Source organism: Moraxella sp. CTOTU48841 (genome assembly GCF_032061225.1).
GTDB lineage: Bacteria > Pseudomonadota > Gammaproteobacteria > Pseudomonadales > Moraxellaceae > Faucicola > Faucicola cinerea.
Genome location: NZ_DAMBFQ010000014.1, coordinates 1 through 19,671, shown reverse-complemented (window position 1 = coordinate 19,671; position 19,671 = coordinate 1). Strand labels below are relative to the sequence as shown.

The 19,671-nt window shown below is 45.6% G+C and carries 16 protein-coding genes; 12 read left to right on the top strand and 4 right to left on the bottom strand.

The features are described 5' to 3' along the window. Window positions 1–41: 41 nt before the first annotated feature. Entirely contained in the window at window positions 42–1,241 is a 1,200-nt protein-coding gene (locus RT034_RS10225) for a nucleotide sugar dehydrogenase (RefSeq protein ID WP_313016404.1), read from the bottom strand. 327 nt (window positions 1,242–1,568) lie between these two features. Between RT034_RS10225 and mazG the strand changes: the two genes are divergently transcribed. The 10 genes from mazG to RT034_RS10175 all read left to right on the top strand — a co-directional run bounded on the left by mazG (window position 1,569) and on the right by RT034_RS10175 (window position 11,423). Further along, the gene (mazG, locus tag RT034_RS10220) at window positions 1,569–2,393 is read left to right on the top strand and encodes a nucleoside triphosphate pyrophosphohydrolase (protein WP_313016402.1); all 825 of its coding nucleotides are present in this window, start codon (window positions 1,569–1,571) and stop codon (window positions 2,391–2,393) included. Window positions 2,394–2,701: 308 nt separating this feature from the next. Continuing rightward, a complete protein-coding gene (locus tag RT034_RS10215) occupies window positions 2,702–3,016 on the top strand; it encodes a hypothetical protein (RefSeq protein WP_313016400.1) in 315 nt (104 codons plus the stop codon). Window positions 3,017–3,218: 202 nt separating this feature from the next. Continuing rightward, window positions 3,219–3,542 (top strand): ComEA family DNA-binding protein, encoded by a 324-nt coding sequence (locus RT034_RS10210; protein ID WP_313016398.1) that lies wholly within the window; start codon window positions 3,219–3,221, stop codon window positions 3,540–3,542. A gap of 235 nt (window positions 3,543–3,777) precedes the next feature. Then, a complete protein-coding gene (gene pcnB / locus RT034_RS10205) occupies window positions 3,778–6,009 on the top strand; it encodes a polynucleotide adenylyltransferase PcnB (RefSeq protein ID WP_313016396.1) in 2,232 nt (743 codons plus the stop codon). Further along, the gene (gene folK / locus RT034_RS10200) at window positions 6,006–6,500 is read left to right on the top strand and encodes a 2-amino-4-hydroxy-6-hydroxymethyldihydropteridine diphosphokinase (RefSeq protein ID WP_313016395.1); all 495 of its coding nucleotides are present in this window, start codon (window positions 6,006–6,008) and stop codon (window positions 6,498–6,500) included. Before pcnB ends, folK begins: the two co-directional genes overlap by 4 nt. A gap of 206 nt (window positions 6,501–6,706) precedes the next feature. Next, a complete protein-coding gene (panB, locus tag RT034_RS10195) occupies window positions 6,707–7,588 on the top strand; it encodes a 3-methyl-2-oxobutanoate hydroxymethyltransferase (protein WP_313016393.1) in 882 nt (293 codons plus the stop codon). 19 nt (window positions 7,589–7,607) lie between these two features. Continuing rightward, window positions 7,608–8,552: a pantoate--beta-alanine ligase gene (gene panC, locus RT034_RS10190; RefSeq protein ID WP_313016391.1), complete on the top strand. Its 945-nt coding sequence runs from the start codon at window positions 7,608–7,610 to the stop codon at window positions 8,550–8,552. A gap of 2 nt (window positions 8,553–8,554) precedes the next feature. Further along, complete coding sequence (rapZ, locus tag RT034_RS10185; protein WP_159375564.1) at window positions 8,555–9,430, top strand: RNase adapter RapZ; 876 nt, start codon at window positions 8,555–8,557, stop codon at window positions 9,428–9,430. 51 nt (window positions 9,431–9,481) lie between these two features. Continuing rightward, entirely contained in the window at window positions 9,482–9,991 is a 510-nt protein-coding gene (gene yjgA, locus RT034_RS10180; protein WP_007116564.1) for a ribosome biogenesis factor YjgA, read from the top strand. Window positions 9,992–10,190: 199 nt separating this feature from the next. Then, the gene (locus RT034_RS10175; protein WP_313016387.1) at window positions 10,191–11,423 is read left to right on the top strand and encodes a sugar transporter; all 1,233 of its coding nucleotides are present in this window, start codon (window positions 10,191–10,193) and stop codon (window positions 11,421–11,423) included. An 85-nt stretch (window positions 11,424–11,508) separates the two neighbouring features. Here RT034_RS10175 and glnD read toward each other — a convergent pair whose 3' ends face one another. Both glnD and hemA read right to left on the bottom strand, forming a co-directional pair. Further along, on the bottom strand, window positions 11,509–14,187 hold the full coding sequence (gene glnD / locus RT034_RS10170) for a [protein-PII] uridylyltransferase (protein ID WP_313016385.1): 2,679 nt from the start codon (window positions 14,185–14,187) through the stop codon (window positions 11,509–11,511). 129 nt (window positions 14,188–14,316) lie between these two features. Beyond that, a complete protein-coding gene (hemA, locus tag RT034_RS10165) occupies window positions 14,317–15,675 on the bottom strand; it encodes a glutamyl-tRNA reductase (protein ID WP_313016383.1) in 1,359 nt (452 codons plus the stop codon). 545 nt (window positions 15,676–16,220) lie between these two features. Between hemA and RT034_RS10160 the strand changes: the two genes are divergently transcribed. Next, a complete protein-coding gene (locus RT034_RS10160; RefSeq protein WP_313016381.1) occupies window positions 16,221–18,104 on the top strand; it encodes a tetratricopeptide repeat protein in 1,884 nt (627 codons plus the stop codon). Window positions 18,105–18,362: 258 nt separating this feature from the next. Then, complete coding sequence (gene lolB, locus RT034_RS10155) at window positions 18,363–19,043, top strand: lipoprotein insertase outer membrane protein LolB (RefSeq protein ID WP_409566373.1); 681 nt, start codon at window positions 18,363–18,365, stop codon at window positions 19,041–19,043. 66 nt (window positions 19,044–19,109) lie between these two features. Here the strand turns inward: lolB and RT034_RS10150 are convergent, their stop codons facing one another. Continuing rightward, a complete protein-coding gene (locus tag RT034_RS10150) occupies window positions 19,110–19,646 on the bottom strand; it encodes a phosphatase PAP2 family protein (RefSeq protein ID WP_313016379.1) in 537 nt (178 codons plus the stop codon). Between the last annotated feature and the right edge of the window lie 25 nt (window positions 19,647–19,671).

The window sequence follows — 19,671 nt, the reverse complement described above, 5'->3', positions numbered from 1 at the left end:
TAACTGTTAATTACTCAAAATCAGTTATTCACTAGCAATAATCAGCTATCACCAAACACATCGCGGCTATACACTTTTGCCTTGACGTGCGCTAATTCGGGATGTAATCGGTTCGCGACAATCACATCGCTGGTTTGTAAAAAACTTGCTAAATCATTGACTACAGGACAATCCATAAACTGCGCTGACGACAGACTGGGCTCATAGATTTGTACATCAATGGCATGTTGTTTGAGCAGTTCAATAATGTCCAAAATTGCAGAATCTCTAAAGTTATCGGCATCTTTTTTCATACTCAAGCGGTACACACCCACGGTCTTAGGCTGCTTGGCGATAATTTGACGGGCGATAAAGCGTTTGCGGGTATTGTTGGCATCCACCACCGCATGAATCACATTGGCAGGAATCCCTTCATAATTGGCTTTAAGCTGTTGGGTATCTTTGGGTAGACAATAGCCACCATACCCAAATGATGGGTTGTTGTAATGCATGCCAATCCGCGGGTCTAAGCTCACACCGGTGATAATCGACTCACTATCAAGCCCCATGCTTTCGGCAAAGCTATCTAACTCGTTAAAAAATGCAATGCGTGTGGCAAGGTAGCTATTGGCAAATAGTTTGACCGCCTCTGCCTCAGTAGGCGGCATAATTTGGCTTGGGGTGTGGTTTTGTTCGCTGGCAGTTTGGTATTGGACGATTAGTTGGTGGCAAACATCTTGCAGCGCTGGCACATAGTTTATATCACAGCCAACGATAATACGTGACGGATGTAGGTTGTCATATAACGCTTTGCCTTCTCGCAAAAACTCCGGCATAAACAAAATACGCGTATCAAATTTTGCCTGCATGTCAACGGTAAATCCAATCGGCACAGTCGATTTGATCACAATCGGTACTTGTGCGTTGTGAGCGCGTACCGTTTGGATACTGGCTTCCACCGATGAGGTATCGAATTTGCCAGTGGCGACATCGTAGTTCGTCGGTGTAGCAATAATCACCAAATCTGCGGTCGAAAAATCCGCCTCACTTACCAACTGCGCTGCTAAATTCAAGGACTGCGTTGTCAAGAACTGCGCAATCAACGCATCGTCAATCGGCGACGCTTGCTGTTGTAATTGGGCAATTTTTTGGGCATCAATATCGACCAAGGTGACTTGGTTAGCAAGTTTAGGTTGGGCTAATAAGACAGCATTGGACAGACCGACATAGCCTGCCCCAATGACAAAAATAGTTGTAATCATGGGTGATGAAACCTTACAAATCGCAGCAAAAATTAGCGAAGCCGTCGCGTATTTTCAGCCTTGATATTTCTTATATTTTTAAATTGGGTAAGTTTGTGCCAATATCACTATAGTTTGACAAAATGGCATAGCAATGACAACGATTATTTTGAGACATCTGTGTTTTAGGTATTTGTATTTGAAGCCTCTGTATTTTAAGCATCTAGACTGTCAAGGCAAATACTTACCAATGCACTTAGATTGCTACGTCAAATGCGCTAAAATAGCTAGGTCAATTATATTGTGAATTTTTCATCATTTACTATTAATCACCCTTCAGAGATAACGATGCAACCGACTTCCAATTTTGCTGACCTCATTGCCTTAATGGCACGACTGCGCCAAGACTGCCCTTGGGATAAAAAACAAACCAACGACAGCCTCATTCCCTACGCCCTAGAAGAAACCTATGAGCTTGTCGAAGCCATACAATCGGGCGACATTGACGACATCAAGGGTGAGCTTGGCGATGTGCTGCTACAAGTGGTGTTTCACGCTTGTTTATACCAAGAGCAGCAGCAGTTTGATATCAGTGAGGTGATTTTCACCTTACAACAAAAACTCATTCGCCGTCACCCGCATGTGTTCGACAAAGAAAATCTAAAAACCGATGAAGATGTCAAAAAACGCTGGGATGAAATCAAAGCCTTGGAAAATGCCGAAAAAGCCCAACAGGGTAAACTGGTAAACTATCGCCGCACCCTTGATGCGGTCAAGGCAGGCTCAGCGTTGATGCAAGCGCAAGAACTACAAAAAACTGCCAATAAAGTCGGTTTTGATTGGGATGTGGTGTCGGGTGCTGTGGACAAATTGGACGAAGAAGTGGCAGAGCTCAAAGAAATCTTACCAATCGATGGTCAAAAACCGACGCCTGAGCAAAAAGCGCTGCTAGAAAAAGAACTGGGGGATTGTTTTTTTGCCCTAGTCAACATTGCTCGCAAACTGGGCATTGATAGCGAAAAAGCGACTTTGACCACCGTGCATAAATTTCGCTCTCGTTTTGGCTTTATTGAAGATGAGCTCACCAAAATGGGTAAAACCCCTGAAACTTCTAGCTTAGAGGAAATGGATAACTTGTGGGACTTGGCAAAACAGCATGAAAAACTTGTATAAGGGGTTTTGAGCACAGGCTAGGTTTTAGGTTCTAGTGTTATTGACAGCTAATACCCTGTCTACATGCCGTGTACATTTTTTTGGTAAAACAGTTTTTTAGCTAAGTTTGTACTAAGTTTGGGGTGGCATAATAGCTCACATCAACTCATTAAACCCAATGTATTAAACCAATTTGGTTAATAGCATTGATTTAATAGCATTGATTTAACACAAGGTTTGATTCGTTTGTTATTGAATCTATCTTGTTTATTCAATCTTGTTGATCCATTACATAAATTGGTATAACAATAATATTTTAAGAGACGACTATGAAAAAAACGCTATTTGCATCCGCCCTAGCCTTGGTATTTGCTTCAACAACCGCTTTTGCAGCACCGGCTGTACCAGCTGTACCTGCCCATAACGCACCTAGCCAAAACGTAACTCACAAAAAAGTGACTCATAAAAACGTCACTCATAAAAAAGTGACGCATAAGAATGAGCTACGTCATAAACCTGTCAAAAAAATTGTCAAAAAACCTGTTAGAAAACAGGTGAAAAAACATTATGTCAAAAAACAGGTCAAAGTAAACCGTGGTCACCCTCATATAAAAGGAGAGCATGCAAAAGGTCAGCCAAGATAATTTCTCGTTATCGGCACAAGCCTTTAGTGCATAGTAAAAGCCGAAACCTGACTGGGTTTTGGCTTTTTTATTGCCCAAGATTGATTGTTCCAAAAGTCTGGGCAAGTTATACTGAGTCAACAGGGATTTGACCGTTAAAGCAATGATTTTTCGATTATTAGTTGGCTCAATTTTTGCCATTTTAGTTCTAAATATATGGGCAATGCCCGCACAGGCGCAAGTATGTACCCCAACCTTGACGCCCGAGCAGGCTTTTTTGGCAGTGACAAATTTGACGGGTACTAACAGTGGGACCACAAAACCCTCTGCAAATCTCCTTGCCAATTCGCCCAAAGTGATTAATATCAATACAGCCAGTGAAGCCGAGCTTACACAGCTTGATGGTATCGGCGCCAAAAAAGCCCAGCAAATTATTTTATACCGGCAAATGATAGCGCCGTTTGCCACAGCGGATGACCTAGCCAACGTCAAAGGTATCGGCAAAGCGACTGTCGATAAAAATCGCCACCGCATCACCACCCAATAGCGATAGCAAAGCATTGGCAATCATCACAAGCCTATTCTTATTTTATACACGCTGTACTAGCAAGCAAACCGTCTCATCCGGTAGCGCTAACGTCCTACAGATAATCAATCCTTCAACAATACTTTTCGCTCACTGGATTTTTTGTAACCGTGAATTAATATCCCTAGTTAGGCAGAAATTTGGTACACTAACCGCTAATAAATTTCTGCCGTTTTCATGGATTTTGGTTATATACATGGCAAAAAAAACTCGCAAATCACCTAGCACGGCAAACGCTGCTGGCAATACCGCAACCGATTATGTTTTAGATAGACAGTCGGCTCGCCGGGATGCCAAAAAACTGGGCTTAAACAAAGCTGATTTACCCAACTCCATCAAAGAAGTGATTAGCACACTGACGCAGGCGGGTTTTGAAGCCTACATCGTCGGTGGTGGGGTGCGTGATGCCCTGTTAGGCTTAAAGCCCAAAGACTTCGATGCTGTGACCAACGCCACCCCAAACCAAATTAAAGAAGTATTTGGCAAACGCTGCCGCATCATCGGAAGGCGTTTTCAGCTGTGTCATGTGTATTCTGGTCGCGATATGATTGAAGTTGCGACCTTTCGCGCGCCGCCTAAGGACAACAATCATCTCACCGAAGACGGCATGATCATGCGTGACAATGTGTGGGGCGATATCTATCAAGATGTGGTGCGCCGCGATTTTAGTATCAATGCCCTGTACTATCAGCCATTTGACGACATCGTTTATGATTTTTGTGGGGGTCTCAACGATATTGAAAACCGCACCATTCGTCTGCTCGGTGACACCCAAAAACGGGTGGAAGAAGACCCTGTACGTCTGCTACGAGCGCTGCGTTTTAAAGCAAAATTGCAGTTTGATTTTGATAACGCCTTAAACCAACAATTCAACGCGCAAAACTGGGCATTATTGGCGCAAGTATCCCCTCACCGTTTGTACGATGAGACGCAAAAAATGTTCACAGGCGGCTACTTGGTGCCGATGTTACCACTGCTATTTGATTATGGTGCGTTTTCTCAGTTGCTGTTTTATCCACCGACAACCGTGACGCCACTACTCAACCAAGTCACCATCAATACCGATAGGCGCATAGGCAGTGGTAAAAGCATTAACCCTGCGTTCTTTTATGCGACTATTTTGTGGGAAAACTATCTGTATTTATTGGATAAGTTTAAAAAGAACACACCATTTAGCGACGCGCAAAACCAAGCCGCCAATAAAGTCTTGGACAAGCAGCGCCAGCACACGGCGATGCCCAAGTTTGCCGAGCAGTTTATTAAAGATATTTGGCTCATGCAGCCAAGACTTGCCCAGCCGCGCAAAAAAAATCTGCAAAAGCTGTTTGAAAACCCACGTTTTCGGGCTGCCTATGACTTTTTGATGATGCGTGAGCAAGTGGAAGCCAAAAACCAAGCACTTGCCAAACAACATGGCGCAGCGATTACGTTGGATGATGAAAGTACCAACGGCATGGGACATTGGTGGGCGTGGTTTCAAACCCTAGGTGCCAAACAGCAGCAACAAGCGATTGATGAGTTCGACCTTGAATCAGTACGTTTGCGCTTTGCCAATATTGTCAATCAAACCAGTTTTGAGGACGACAGTGTTGCTTACCAAACTAGCGATGCGGTGCATGATAATGAAGTAGAGATGGGTAGCGATTTTAGTCATGGAAAGCACCGCAGTGAACGACGCCGCTTGCCGTTTGCAGCAAGCAGCCAAATCGAACATGAACTGGTACCAGATACCGCACTATCTACCAAAGCACACAAACTAACACAGCAGCAGCAACTTGAAAAAGCCCAGCTGCAGCAGTTATCGCTTGCCAGTCACACCAACTCAGCACCCGCTAAGTCACTTATCGTAGCGCAAAAAGACGATGACCACTCTTATCAGCCGACAGTTTCTGCTTCAATATCAGCTTATACTGAGACAAGTGCACGCCCAAATAGTTCACACGCAAATGATTTGCACCCAAATAATTCACACTTAAGTCGCTCACGCAAACGTGACAAAGCCTATTTATCGGCAGCGAGTGTACCTGCCAAACGTGCGCGACGTACCCCTAGCTCAAACTGGTCGATTTTGGAGCAACGCCAGCAAGCGGATATCGCAACATCCGCTAGTGATTTGCGTGGCGAACCTGTCAGCCCAACACCCGTCAAACAAAGCATTGACAATCAGGCGGTGACTCATACCGATATTGATATTGTCTCTAGCACTGACACTGACATTGGCACTGGCACGGTCAATCATTCGGCTTCCAATGAATCAATAATTGATAGTGGATTGGTACAGCCAAAGCCAAAGCGAGCGCCACGGACGCGTAAAAAAGCGGTTGCTGATAGCAAAGTCTCAGCAGAAGCGGTGACTAAGGACGAGGCACCGGCAGCACCAAAACGCACCCGCAAACGCGCGGTCAAAATCGACGGTCATCAACCATGATTACGTGCTATATCGGTTTGGGAGGCAATATCGCAAACGCGCTTGGTACGCCAAAGCAGCATATTGCCAATGCTATTGCGGCGTTTTACGCATCACCGCACTTTGCCAATGTTACATCATCATCACTGTATCAATCCAAAGCCTTTGGGGTCACCGACCAGCCCGATTTTTTTAATGCGGTGGTAAAAGTTGATACCGATTTGGCACCCTTAGCCCTGTTGGATTTTTGCCAAAGTTTGGAGAGCGCTGCCAAGCGCACGCGTTTGCGCCACTGGGGTGAGCGTAGTTTGGATGTCGATGTATTGTTGTATGGCGACGACACAATCAACCATACACGTTTAACCGTGCCACATGAAGGCTTATTTGCGCGTAATTTTGTGCTGATTCCGCTGCTGGAGCTTGACCCAACCCTTATGGTAAATGGACAAAAATTGGCAGATTTACCGACCAGTCAACAGTGGCAGGGCTTGGAAAAATTAACCGTAGTTTAACCCATATCAGTTAACAGGGTTTTTTGTAAAAATTAACAAATTATTGGTGCTATGGATTTGAAATCGCAAAAAATTAAACCATTGATAAAGTAACGTTTTTTGTTTTTCCTATTTCTTGTTTTTGCCTGTTTCTTTTGCCCTTGCTTCTTTTAGCTTTACTTCTTTTACCCTTGATTCTTTTAACCTTGCTTTTTAAAGGAAACCGCATGAGCTACGTTAGCAACCTAGAATCTAACCCTGATTCAACAACTGAGTCAACATCTGCCGCAGCGACGATTAAACCTAAATTACCTGTGACCTTGTCCACCTTAAACAAACTTAAAGCCAATGGCGAGACGTTCTCGTGCTTGACATGTTATGACGCAAGTTTTGCAGCAGCCATGCAAGTTGCAGCGATTGATACGATTTTGATTGGCGACAGTCTTGGTATGGTGGTGCAAGGACAAACCTCAACCTTGCCGGTGACAATCGCAGACATGGTGTATCATACCCAAAACGTGGCTCGTGCCAACAGTCATGCACTGATTTTATGTGATTTACCTTTTATGAGCGTTGCCACGCTTGAGCGCGCACTCGATGCCAGCCAAGCGGTGATGCAAGCAGGCGCGCATGTGGTCAAAATCGAAGGCGGTGCCGAGCTTGCCAAAATCGTGTCAGTGCTTGCCAACAACGGCGTGCCGACCTGCGTGCATCTAGGTTTGACGCCGCAATCAGTGAATGTGTTTGGTGGCTACAAAGTACAAGGCAAAACCGATGCCCAAGCGGAAAAACTCATGGCTGACTGTCAAGCAGTGGTAGAAGCGGGTGCAGCCATTTTACTACTCGAATGCGTCCCTGCTGAGTTTGCCAAAAAAGTGCGTGACACTTTCCCCGTGCCAGTGATTGGTATTGGCGCAGGCGTGGAGTGTGATGGTCAAGTGCTGGTCATGCACGATATGCTTGGGGTATATACCCGTAAACCTGCCAAGTTTGTCAAAAACTTTTTGACCGACGAGCATAACGAAACCAAGGATATCACCGGGGCGTTTAAAGCCTATCATAAAGCGGTCAAAGACCGTACGTTCCCAACGCCAGCGCATAGTTTTTAGTAATCATAAAGGCAAAAAAATGCAAGTATTTCATACCATCAACGCATTACGTGACACCTTAAAACCTTTACGCCATCAAGTGGCTGCGCCAAAGATAGCGCTGGTTCCCACGATGGGTAATTTGCACAGCGGTCACGTGACCCTCGTCAAAAAAGCCAAGGAACTTGCCGATATCGTGGTGGTCAGTGTGTTTGTTAACCCAACCCAATTTGGTGTGGGTGAAGACTTTGATACCTACCCACGCACGCTAGAGGCCGATGTGGCAAAACTCACCGAAGCGGGGGCAAATTTTGTATTTGCCCCAAGCGTGGAAGAAATGTACCCAACCTACCCTAACAACGTGCAAGTGCTGTCTGGCGATATCAGCAAAATCTTGTGTGCCAACACTCGCCCCACCCACTTTGATGGTGTCGGCTTGGTGGTGAGTAAACTGTTTAATATCGTCCAGCCTGACATCGCTGTTTTTGGCAAAAAAGACTATCAACAACTTGCCATTATCCGCCAGTTGGTCGCTGAGCTCAATTTCCCGATTGAGATTGTCGGAGTAGATATCGTGCGCGCTGAGGACGGGTTGGCATTATCGTCTCGCAATCAATACCTAAGCGAAGCAGAGCGTCAACTTGCCCCCACCTTGCAAAAAAGCTTGCAACAGCTTGCCAATGAGTTAACAACTGCCAATTTTGCCGATTTTGACAAGATTATTGCCGGCGCAATTGATAAGTTAAATCGCGTGACGGTGGCTGATTCAGGCTTTAAAGTGGATTATTTGGCAGTTAAAAATCGCTTATTACAACCGCCGAAGCCCACTGATAAAGACTTGGTAATTTTGACCGCCGCTTTTTTGGGCAAGAAAACACGGCTTTTAGATAACCTAGAGTTTAGTCGGGAACTAAATCAGGAAATGAATCAGCCATCGGCTAGCGACTTTAATCGACAACCTACCATCGCATCTGTGAAGGATTAACTATGTCAACGCTACAAGTTATCATTGTTTCAGGACGTTCAGGCTCGGGTAAGACATCGGTTCTCAATATTATGGAAGACTTTGGCTATTATCCAATTGATAATTTGCCACTCTCGCTAGTCCCTAGCGCCATTGATAAACTTGTACATGACAGCCAAATTTATAAAATCGCTATTGGTATCGATGTACGCTCGCCACAAGCGGACTTATCGCGGTTTGCTGAGGTCTATCATAAGCTGATAGAGACTTATAGCAAACCCGCGATTAAAATACTGTATGTGACTGCCCAAGAAAGCGTCCTGGTGGCACGGTTTGACGCCACGCGCCGTCTGCATCCGTTAATGGCGGTGTCGGGCAATCTACCCAATGCCATCAAAAAAGAAATCGATATCTTAGAACCCATTGCTATTCGCGCTGATATCAAAATTGACACAAGCCTTCTTAATATCCACCAACTCAAAGAAGTCATCCGCGATCATTTGGGCGTGGATAATGCGGTAACCGTCAACATTTTATCCTTTGGGTTTAAATATGGGGCACCGATTGATGCTGATTTTATTTTTGATGTGCGTACCCTGCCAAACCCCCATTGGAAGATTGAACTGCGCAACCAAACAGGGCTAGATGATGATGTCAAAGCATTTTTTGATGACTATAGCGAAGTAGATGACATGGCTAATGATATTATCGCTTTTTTTAAAAAATGGTTGCCGCCTTTTTTGCACAACAATCGCCATACCGTGACCATCGCTATCGGCTGTACTGGGGGCAAACACCGCTCTGTGTATATCGCAGAGAAATTGGGCGAATCACTGACCCAATCGCTACCCAAAGAGATGGTGGTACGTATCAAGCACCGTGAAAAAAACCGCTGGTAGCACGTTCTGAATCAACTTTATACTTATGATTGATAACTTTGAGATTGATAAATGATTAATTTTGCTGAAATGGATATGGCGGTTAGCCGTACCGAACTAAAAAAAGCCCATGAACGCCTACAGCGACTGGCTGAGCCGCTTGCCAATTTGTCAAAAAAACAAATGAAGGCACTGCCTGCCAGTGAGTTTTTTTTGGATGACTTGCTGCAGCTTGCCGATATCACCAGCCATGAAGCACGTAAACGCCACATCAAGCGTTTGGGCAAATTGCTGGCTGAAGAAGAACCGCATGCGATTGTCGAATTTTTATTTCGCCATACCTTTAGCCCTGAGCAACAAGCCAAAATTGAAAGTTGGCAAACGCGCCTAAATTTGCAAGATGACAATACCTTAAAACAATTTACCAAAACTTTTTTTGACAGTGAATTCAACACCATCAAGCAGCTACTGATTTGGATTGCCTACGCCGAATACACCCAAGATGATGAATTGATGAATGAGAGTGTGGCTGATTTACACACTTATATCCGCCAAGTGGCGATTTTGTCCAAAGGTAAATAGTCGGACTGACTGCCAGTTTTCTAACCACTTATCCCTATGTGGCTTGGCTAGTGGGTATAGCGGATGACTGTATGAGTGATTTATCCGCTATGCATTAGGTTATCGCGATACCCTATGCGTCGATTTTTTACTACCAAAGCTATTTTCATCATAAAATAACGTAAAATTGCTTTTATTTTATAGAGTGAGCCGCTAAGGTATGCCATCAGCCTTAGCCACCCTGTCCGCAATGAGTCATTTTCACCAGTTACGCAAACACACCCAGTCCAACCCCAACTATCCCAACCAAATTCGCCAGTGGCGCGTGATTGTCATGGCGATTTCGGCATTTATTTTTAATACCACCGAATTTGTGCCGATTGCGCTGCTCTCTGACATTGGTCATAGCTTTGCCATGCCGGTAGAAACGGTGGGGCATATGATCACTATCTATGCTTGGATTGTGGCTATTTTGTCACTCCCTGCCATGCTTGTCACTGCCCGTATCGAACGGCGTAAGCTATTGATAGCATTATTTGTTATCTTTATCGGGGGACATGCAGTGTCGGTGATGGCGCAAAGTTTTGCCATGCTGTTGGTTGGACGGGCATTGATTGCGCTAGCGCATGCGGTGTTTTGGTCAATTACCGCAAGCCTTGTGGTGCGTGTGGCGCCCAAAGATCGTCAAACCAAAGCCTTGGGGCTATTGTCGATGGGTAGTGCGCTGGCGACGGTGCTTGGGCTGCCTTTGGGTCGGATGATTGGGCAGTGGCTTGGGTGGCGGATGACGTTTGGCACGATTGGTGTGGCTGCGCTCTTGGCAATGATTATGGTGTGGTGGATTTTGCCAAAACTGCCGAGCAAAGATGTCGGCTCAGCCGCAAGTTTACCCAGTATTTTTAATAATATCCCCTTGCTCACTGTCTATATGCTTACTGTGTTATGTGTGACGGCACACTTTACGGCATATAGTTATATTGAGCCTTATATGCTGACGATTAGTCAGTTTAGTCAGCAATTTGCTACAGTGATTTTGCTGAGTTTTGGGGTGGCAGGTTTGCTAGCGAGTTGGCTATTTGGGCACTTTTATGACCGTTTCCCACGGGCGTTTTTGATTAGCGCGATGGCAACGCTGCTGTTTTCGCTGTTGGCATCGGTCTGGCTGCCCCATGTGCCAATCTTGTGGCTTGCCCTAGCGATGCTATGGGGGTTGGCAATTACGGCGATTAGCCTTGCTTTGCAGCTACGTGTATTGCAGCTTGCGCCGAATGCCACTGATGTAGCGATGTCAATTTTTTCAGGAATTTATAACGTTGGTATCGGCGGCGGCGCGTTCGTCGGTGGACTGGTGATTGCAAGCTTAGGACTGGCTATGGTGGGTTATGTGGGGGCAGGTATCGCGCTCATTGCCATGGTTTGTTTAATGGTGTATTTGGCGCGTACCCAAAAGTAATCAAACCCAGTAGCTTACTTGTAATTGGGCTTGCGCTTAGACTTACGATTGGGCTTGCTTGCAGCCGACTTTTCCCACTGACAAGTTAACTGACATTCAGCGTTTCTACCAATGCCTGTTTGAGTTTTTCTAGTCGCTCATCCGATAGTGGTTTGTCTTCATGGTCAGTGATAAAGAACATATCTTCGGCGCGCTCACCCAATGTGGTAATGCGGGCAAAATGCACTTCAATATCATGCGCCAAAAACACCTGCCCCACACGCGCAAGCAAGGCTGGCTGGTCAAGGGTTTCCAAAATCATCATATGCTGATTGGATTGCGGGTTAAAACTAAAAGACACTTTGGTGGGCACATGAAAATGCTTGAGCTGTCTGGGCATGCGTCGCTGCGCTACCTCAGGCAGCGTTGGACTAATAAAAGCTTGTTTTAGACGCTCAACGAGCTCAGTTTGGCGCTCGATATCGGTGAGTAGCGTGCCATGTCGGTCAAGTAATACGTAAGAATCTAGGGCAAAATCTCGCGAGGCGGTGATGACGCGCGCATCGAGTACGTCCAAATCCATTTGGTCAAACACAGTCATGGTCACCGCAAATAAATTGGATTGGTCATGGGTGTAGATAAACACTTGCACGGCATCGAGTGCCAACTCGCGATGTTCACGCAAAATAATCAGCGGCTCAGGTCGCTCGCTCTCTGTGCGTTGTTTTTGTACCTCATCATGCGCCATGATGGCTTTGGAATGCCAAACAATATCGCTTGGGACTTCACGCAAAAAATACTCCTCCCCTAGCCCATCCCACAGGCTTTCAATGTCAGCCAAGCTATTATCAGCTGCTAGCAAATCACGGGCACTTTGCTTGTTACTGGCAATCATGTCTTGGCGGTTCATCGGTGCATCGATATCAGCTCGCAGGATACGGCGGGTTTGGGTATATAGTTGACGCATCAAGGTTGCGCGCCAACTGTTCCAAAGCTGCGGGTTGGTGGCATTCATATCGGCAACGGTGAGCACATACAAATAATTCAAATAAGTCACATTTCCGACTTTATCGGCAAATGCTGCGACAACTTCGGGGTCAGAGATGTCTTTTTTCTGCGCGGTCATCGACATCAATAAATGCTGAGACACCAACCAGCCGACAAGTTCGGCATCGGCTTGGCTTAAACCATGTGACAAGCAAAACTTGATGGCATCTTGCTCGCCAAGTTCACTGTGGTCACCGCCTCGACCTTTGGCAATATCGTGGAAAATCGCTGCCAACACCAGCATCTCTTTACGGTCAATACGGCGGTAGATACCACTGACAAGCGGATAGGTATCAACATAAGTGTCATCGGTAAAGCGGTGCAACATACGTATCAACATCAAAATATGGGCATCTACCGTATAACGGTGGAACAAGTCATATTGCATCAATCCAGTAATTTGACCAAAAGCAGGCAAATAGCTACCTAGCACGCCATAACGTTTCATGACTCGCAGTCGCCAAAATAGCAGATTTTGCTCTTTGATATTGTCCATAAACATGGCTTTGTTGACGGGATCATTGCGAAAATGCTCATCAATGCCCCGCGCGGCAATTTTCAAAATCCGTAGCGTGCGGGTACGAATATGGCGAATATTTTGCTGACCCATCAACAAAAACATTTCTAAAATCGCGGTCGGATGCTGGGCAAACACACGGCTATGCGTCACCGCCATGCGATCACCGACCAGTTTGAAGCGCTCATTAATCACCTTTCTCACCGGGCGCTGTTCATCGGGTAAGCGTGCTTCAATCAAGGTTTCATAGTAGTGCTGGGTGAGCATTTCAGACAATGTTGAGTTTGACATGGCATAGCGGTAATAATCGCGCATAAACTGCTCAACTGCGGCATTGGAATGCGAATTGTCACGATAACCGATGCGCTCAGCAATCAGGCGCTGATAGTCAAATAAAACACGGTTTTCATTGCGTTTGGCAATTTTATGCAGATGATGGCGAATCAACCACAAAAAATCTTCCGCTTGTTGCAGCTCATCAAATTCTTTTTCGGTAATAAATTCTTGCTGCACCAGTCCAAACAAGTTTGTCACACGAAAATAGCGCTTACTAATCCAGCCGACAGTATGAATATCTCGCAAGCCCCCTGGCGCGTTTTTCAGGTCAGGCTCTAGGTTATACTCCGTCGAATTATGTTTAACATAGCGCTCTTTGGCTTCTGCCATTTTGGCCTCATAAAACTTGGTTTGTGACCAGTTTTTATTGAGTAGCTGCATCGGCAACCCAGCTTGGGCAACATTGCCCGCCAAAATTCGTGCTTCTAACAGACTTGTTGCGACCGTGATATCATCGTGACAAGCCTCATCGCACTCTTTAACAGAGCGCACCACCAAAGCAGGATCAATCCCAATATCCCAAAGCTTCGCGACGAACGGCGAAATTTTTTGGTTCAAGGCCTCATCAATCGGGTTTGGACTTAACAGCAATAAATCCACATCGGAAAACGGGTGCAACTCCCCACGCCCATACCCGCCTGTGGCAAACAGCGTCAAATCGGTTTGATCGAGTTCATACAACTCAAATAAGGCTTCCATCATGCTATCAATCGCACAGCAGCGCCCCATGACGACTTGGCGAATCGGTGTGCCAGATGCCAGCGCCTTATCCAAGTCCGCTTCCACTGCTGCTAACCAAGTGGGTATGCCAAGATTGGCTTCGCCTTGCAGGCTAAGCGGCGGCAGTGGGATAAAATACGGTAGTATCGGTGGGCAAGTAAACATAGCAAATCCTAATTGACGCCATTGTTAGCAGAGTTAGCAGAGCAATTTTCAGTATTACAAATTTGATGCAAAAAAGCTAGCCACCGCTTGTAGCGAAAAATTGGGCTTAAAAGCTCAGCGATAGGAAAATTATTGATTGTCAAAAGACGGTGACGCTGGCTCGTCATCAAGCAGGGTATTGTTATGGGTGAGATAGGGGCATTTGTCTTTGCGAAAGGCATGGGTTAGCTGTTGTGCCACAAAATTGACAGTTTCTACAGGCTGTTCGCTAGCCGTTTCTCGCAATAACTTAGAAGGTGCATGGGTTAACGTTTGGGTGAGTTTACGAGTCAGTTCGGTTAACACGGCTTCGGCTGCATGACCATCGGCAAGCTGCTGTAAGGATTGACTTAAAATCATATCCGCATGGTGTTTGGCTTGCTCACGGTAATGCTGAATATCCTGACCCACTTGGCGCACCAAGTATTTGCGCTCAATCGCTACCACGATTTGGCTCACCAATAATTCTGCTTCTACGGCAGCTTGGCGACGCTGTTCAAGGTTGCCTGCAATCACATGTTGTAAGTCATCAATTGAGTATAAGTACACGTCATCTAGCTCACTGACGGTAGGGTCAATATCGCGAGGCACGGCTAAATCAATCATTAACATGGGCTGATGACGGCGCTGTTTTAACGCCTGTTTCACTATGGTTTTATCAATCAAGGTATATAGGCTACCGCTACAGCTAGTTACAATATCCGCTTGCGGCAACACGCTGGGTAATTGATCAAGCGGGGTAATCTCAATCTGCGGCACAATCGTTTCAAGCTCAGAGGCAAGCAGCGCGGCACGCTCAGGACTACGATTACAGATGATGACTTTGCCGACACCTAAACCTGCGATATTGGTCGCAACCAGCCGATTCATCTCACCTGCCGCGACCACAAGCAAAGTGTTGTTGCTAGGTTTTTGGAAAATTTGGGTCACCAATTTGGCGGCGGCAAAGCCTAACGATACCGCTTGTGAGCCTACCCGCGTTTCGTTGCGCACTTGTTTGGCGGCAGCAAATACCTGCTGAATCACCCAGCTAAGCTTACTCGAGATACCTTCTTTGGCACGGGATTGGCGCACCGCCTGTTTGATTTGTCCCAAAATCTGCGGCTCGCCCAAAATCATCGAGTCTAGCCCAGACGCTACCCGCACCCAATGTAGCAGTGCGTGGTTATTTTGATATTGATACAGGTGTGGCGCGATTTTTTGCATGGGCGTGTTTTTAAAAGCCGCTAGCCATTCAATCACTTGTGACATCGTGCTAGTAAGGGTCTGTCCTTCGGGGGCTAGGGCATAGATTTCAGTGCGGTTGCAGGTCGATAAAATCACCGCGCCTTGTGTGATCGCTTTGAGCGAATCTAAGGCAATCGGCAAATCTTCAGCAGCAAACGCCAATTGCTCACGCATGGCAACTGGCGCTGTTTTATGATTTAACCCAATAACCAGAAGCTGCATATAACGTACTGACCTTAAAAATGACCGCGTTTATCAAAGCCGATTTTTGTGAACCTAACTGGTGCTAGCTAAGCGACATCCAGCCCATATCAGCCTATCGACATTTGTCATGTTTGATAACACAGGGGAAAAGTAGCAATATAAAGAAACCTAAAGCAACTTAATAACAAACGCTTAATAAAAGTAAATTAGAAAAGTCGATTATTATACCATTGCTGATAACAAATGAAAAACATCCTGCTTTTTTGATTCAGGAAAATTCTTTAGCCACGATTTAAAGTATTACGATTTAACGCATTACCATGTCTAGCATGCCTAGTATTTTGAACGGTCATTCGAGCTATCATCATATTTTTTTACTTAACTCTGCCACATCTGCTCATTTGGTTGCTATTTACCCATACGATTTAACCATAATTCTACATAGTTGAGCCCGTCGTAGCCGTATAATTCAATTGTATCATGAACATTTTGTTACATCTTACTTGTCATTAACAGTAATACTGACTGTGATTTTTAGGTACGTTACTGCCCAAGCGAGCTAAATGCTAAAGTTGTTTCCCGCGGTTATTTCATCGGCTTATTGCGCTGTGCGTGGTTGTCCCCTCAATCCACGCTTTTTTGCGTCGAAATATGTCAAGCCTTATTGTTTATCGATTTATTTACCGATGCATTTATCCACACCATATCAACTTTTTGTCAATCTAAAGCCGAATCTGAAATCTAACCTAAAGCCGCTTGATGTATTTAAACCTTTTACCGCTTTAGGCAAAAATGTAGTCGCGACTACGCTCACGTTGGCAAGCTTATTGTTTAGTCCAGCGGTTTTTAGTGCGGGGGCAAATTTTGCATCCGCTAGTCAATCTGTGAATCAGTCTCTTAGCCAGCCAAGCCTGTATGCGATTTTGATGGCGGAGTTTGCCGCAGATCGCGGTCGTATCGATCAGGCGTTAGCGACCTATAAGCAGCAGTCTTTTTTGGCGGATGCGGCCCCGGTATTTGAACGCGCACTGGGTTTATCTTTACAAAATGAACCGCCACAGTTGTCACTCGCTTTTGCCAATGCATGGCAGCAGCAAAACCCTGACCATGTGCCGGCGATTTTTTATGTGACCCATTTGGCACTCAAAGCGCACGAGTATGAATTAGCCGGCGAAAAGCTCAATCAAATTTTGCAGTACGATCCTGACGCTGATTTAAGTCAGATTTTGATTGGGATTTATCCCACGGAAACCCGTGACCAAGCTGAACTGCTTGCTACGCTCAATCGATTAGATATCAAAAACAACCCTTCACTACTGGTCATGAAAGCAGGTCTGCTACTACAGTTTCAACAGCCCAAAGCCGCGTTAGTGGCGATTAATCGGGCGCTTAAAACCAATCCAAAAAGCCCGGCTTTTTTGACGTTAAAAGCAGATATTCTGCAAGCCTTATCGCCCAGTAATCAAGTGATTGCGTTTATTGCGCAGGCGCGTAAAACCGTCCCTGACAATAAAGCGCTATTTGTCTATCAAATTCGCTATATGCTAAAGCAAGGCAAAAGCGCGCAAGTATGGCAACAGCTCAATGCCACGGCTAATCGGCAATTTTTGGCAGATGAAGAAATCAAACTACTGGCGGCTTTGGTGGGTATTGATTTAAAAAAATACGCCGCAGCAGATCGCTTGCTCAAAGCGTTGATTGCCAGCCCCAACTTTAAGGACCAAGCCAATTATTATTTGGCTGTCAGTGCCGAACGCCAGAACCTACTCAATGATGCGATTGGCTACTATGGCAAAGTGATGCAACCTGACTTGGTGCTCAAAGCCAGACAGCAACAGATTGATTTGTTAATCTCGCAAAGTCGTTTTGAGGAAGCGATTGCCAGTAGCGTCAAGCTACGGGAGCAATTTGACAGTTTTGCGCCGCAAAGCTACATCATGCAAGCCAATATTTTGCAAAAAAACAACCAAACTGCGCAAGCGTTAGCCTTGCTTAATAGCGCGCAAACCAGTTTACCCAATAATACCGATATCTTATTTGCCAAGGTGTTGTTACTGCCCGATGATGATGACGCCAGTAAACTGCGACTGTTAAAAGAGTTGATTCGCCTTGCACCGGCAAATGTGGATTATCAACTCGAATATGCGCAAACCTTGGTCAATTTAAAACAAAATAATGAAGAAGTGACCGCCCTACTGACGGCATTAATCAATGATAAAGAAGTCGGTTTAAAGGCGCGGCAAATATTGTCGCAACAAGCGCTGCATCAGGCTAATAACGCTACCGTCATTAGTCTGTTATCAGATAATTTTGATATCGTACCCGATGTGATTAGCGGCCTGCTACTGCAACAAGCCTACTTAAATTTGGGCAACCAAAAAGAAGCGGCTCGCATCAACCAAATCTTGGTCCATGAACTCGGTTATCAACCCGAAAATCTGCAATAGCGCTGCCTAAAATCGTCCCTGAGCGTGACACTAGCGAGCAATGAAGGTTGTAAAGCAGATAGCTGACAGGTAAATGGCAGATAAACAACAGATAAATAACAACCGCTTTTTCACCAATTTGAGCAGTTAAGCAAAACAGGCTTAACAATGGCTATTTATAGTTTACCCATCGGTTTTTTAAACCATCATACTTGAGCAAAACCAGTTAACAGTTGATGAAAACTTGATTAACAAATTTGATTAACATTTGAGGATATTATGCATTTATTACCAGCTGTCAAAAGCAAAATCACGGGGTTAAGTATTGCCTGTTTGGGCATCAGTAGCATGCTGCTAACAGGCTGTCAGTCAGTACAGGCAACAACTAAGCCAATCCCAGCCAAGCCTGTCGTCACAGGAATGACAACCCCTGTGGCCAATACCCAAACAGCCACGGCGCCATCGACCACATCTACTGAGCAAGCGGCTGCAAGTACGCGACCAAGCGCGCAATTTACCATCAATGGTAAAATTGGCATGACCACGCCGCAGCAGGCAGGCAGCGCGTTTTATATTTGGACACAGCAAGGACAAAACTTTGCCATTGAGATTGCCGGTGCGATGAATGCGGGTCAAACCAAAATCAGCTACAATGGTCAATCTGCGACGTTAACCAACGAAAAAGGCACCATCAATGCCGCTACCCCTGAAGAATTGCTATTACGTGCAACCGGTTGGCAAGCGCCCATCTCACAGCTGCCTTACTGGATTCAAGGGCAGCCAGCACCCAGTGATGCCAATGGTAAAAAAGACAGCATTAATCGCCTAGTGAGCGCCCAAAATGGCGATTGGACAGCCACGTTTAGCTATAGCAACAGTAACGATAAACTGCCTTCTCGCTTAACTGCCAATCATCCCGATGGCTATAAAGTGGTGATGACCATCAATCGGTTAAGCTAGCCATGCAACCGAAAAGAGGCGTGGGGTGTTCCTCAACGCTTTTTTATAGCTTTATACCATGAACTATTAGCGCTTTGAATTTTTTGCGGACGTAGTTTTGGCATAAAATCGACACCAAGCCCATGCCACTGCCGCGCAAATCCCCCACGCCAAGCTCATAGATACCAGGGTATGACTGAAAAAATGGTCACCTATCAACATTTTATACCCACCCATTAGCCAAGCTATCACCGTCACCATCGCTGCGATTTGCCAGCGCTTGTGCCAAAGACTTGGGATAAACGCCCAAGCATACAGGGCAAACCCAGCACTGGCATGCGCTGCAGGGAAGCATTTTGAGCGGGTGCCGGCTTGGATGTCTTCTAGTATCGTGAGATAAGGATAGTCACCGCCAAAAATTTGCAAGTGATTGGGACACACCACATGCGTCACCCCTTTAAGCGATGCGATAATCAAAGGTACCAACACCATCACGATGAATAGATAGCCTATTTCAGTCAGTGATAGTCGCTTAAAAGGCTTAAACCATGCCTGTTGCTTGGCAAGCCAGTGGCTTGATGGGCGGTGTTGTAATAATACCAAACCCAGAAAATATAGTATCATAGCCACATGAATAAACTAAAATCTA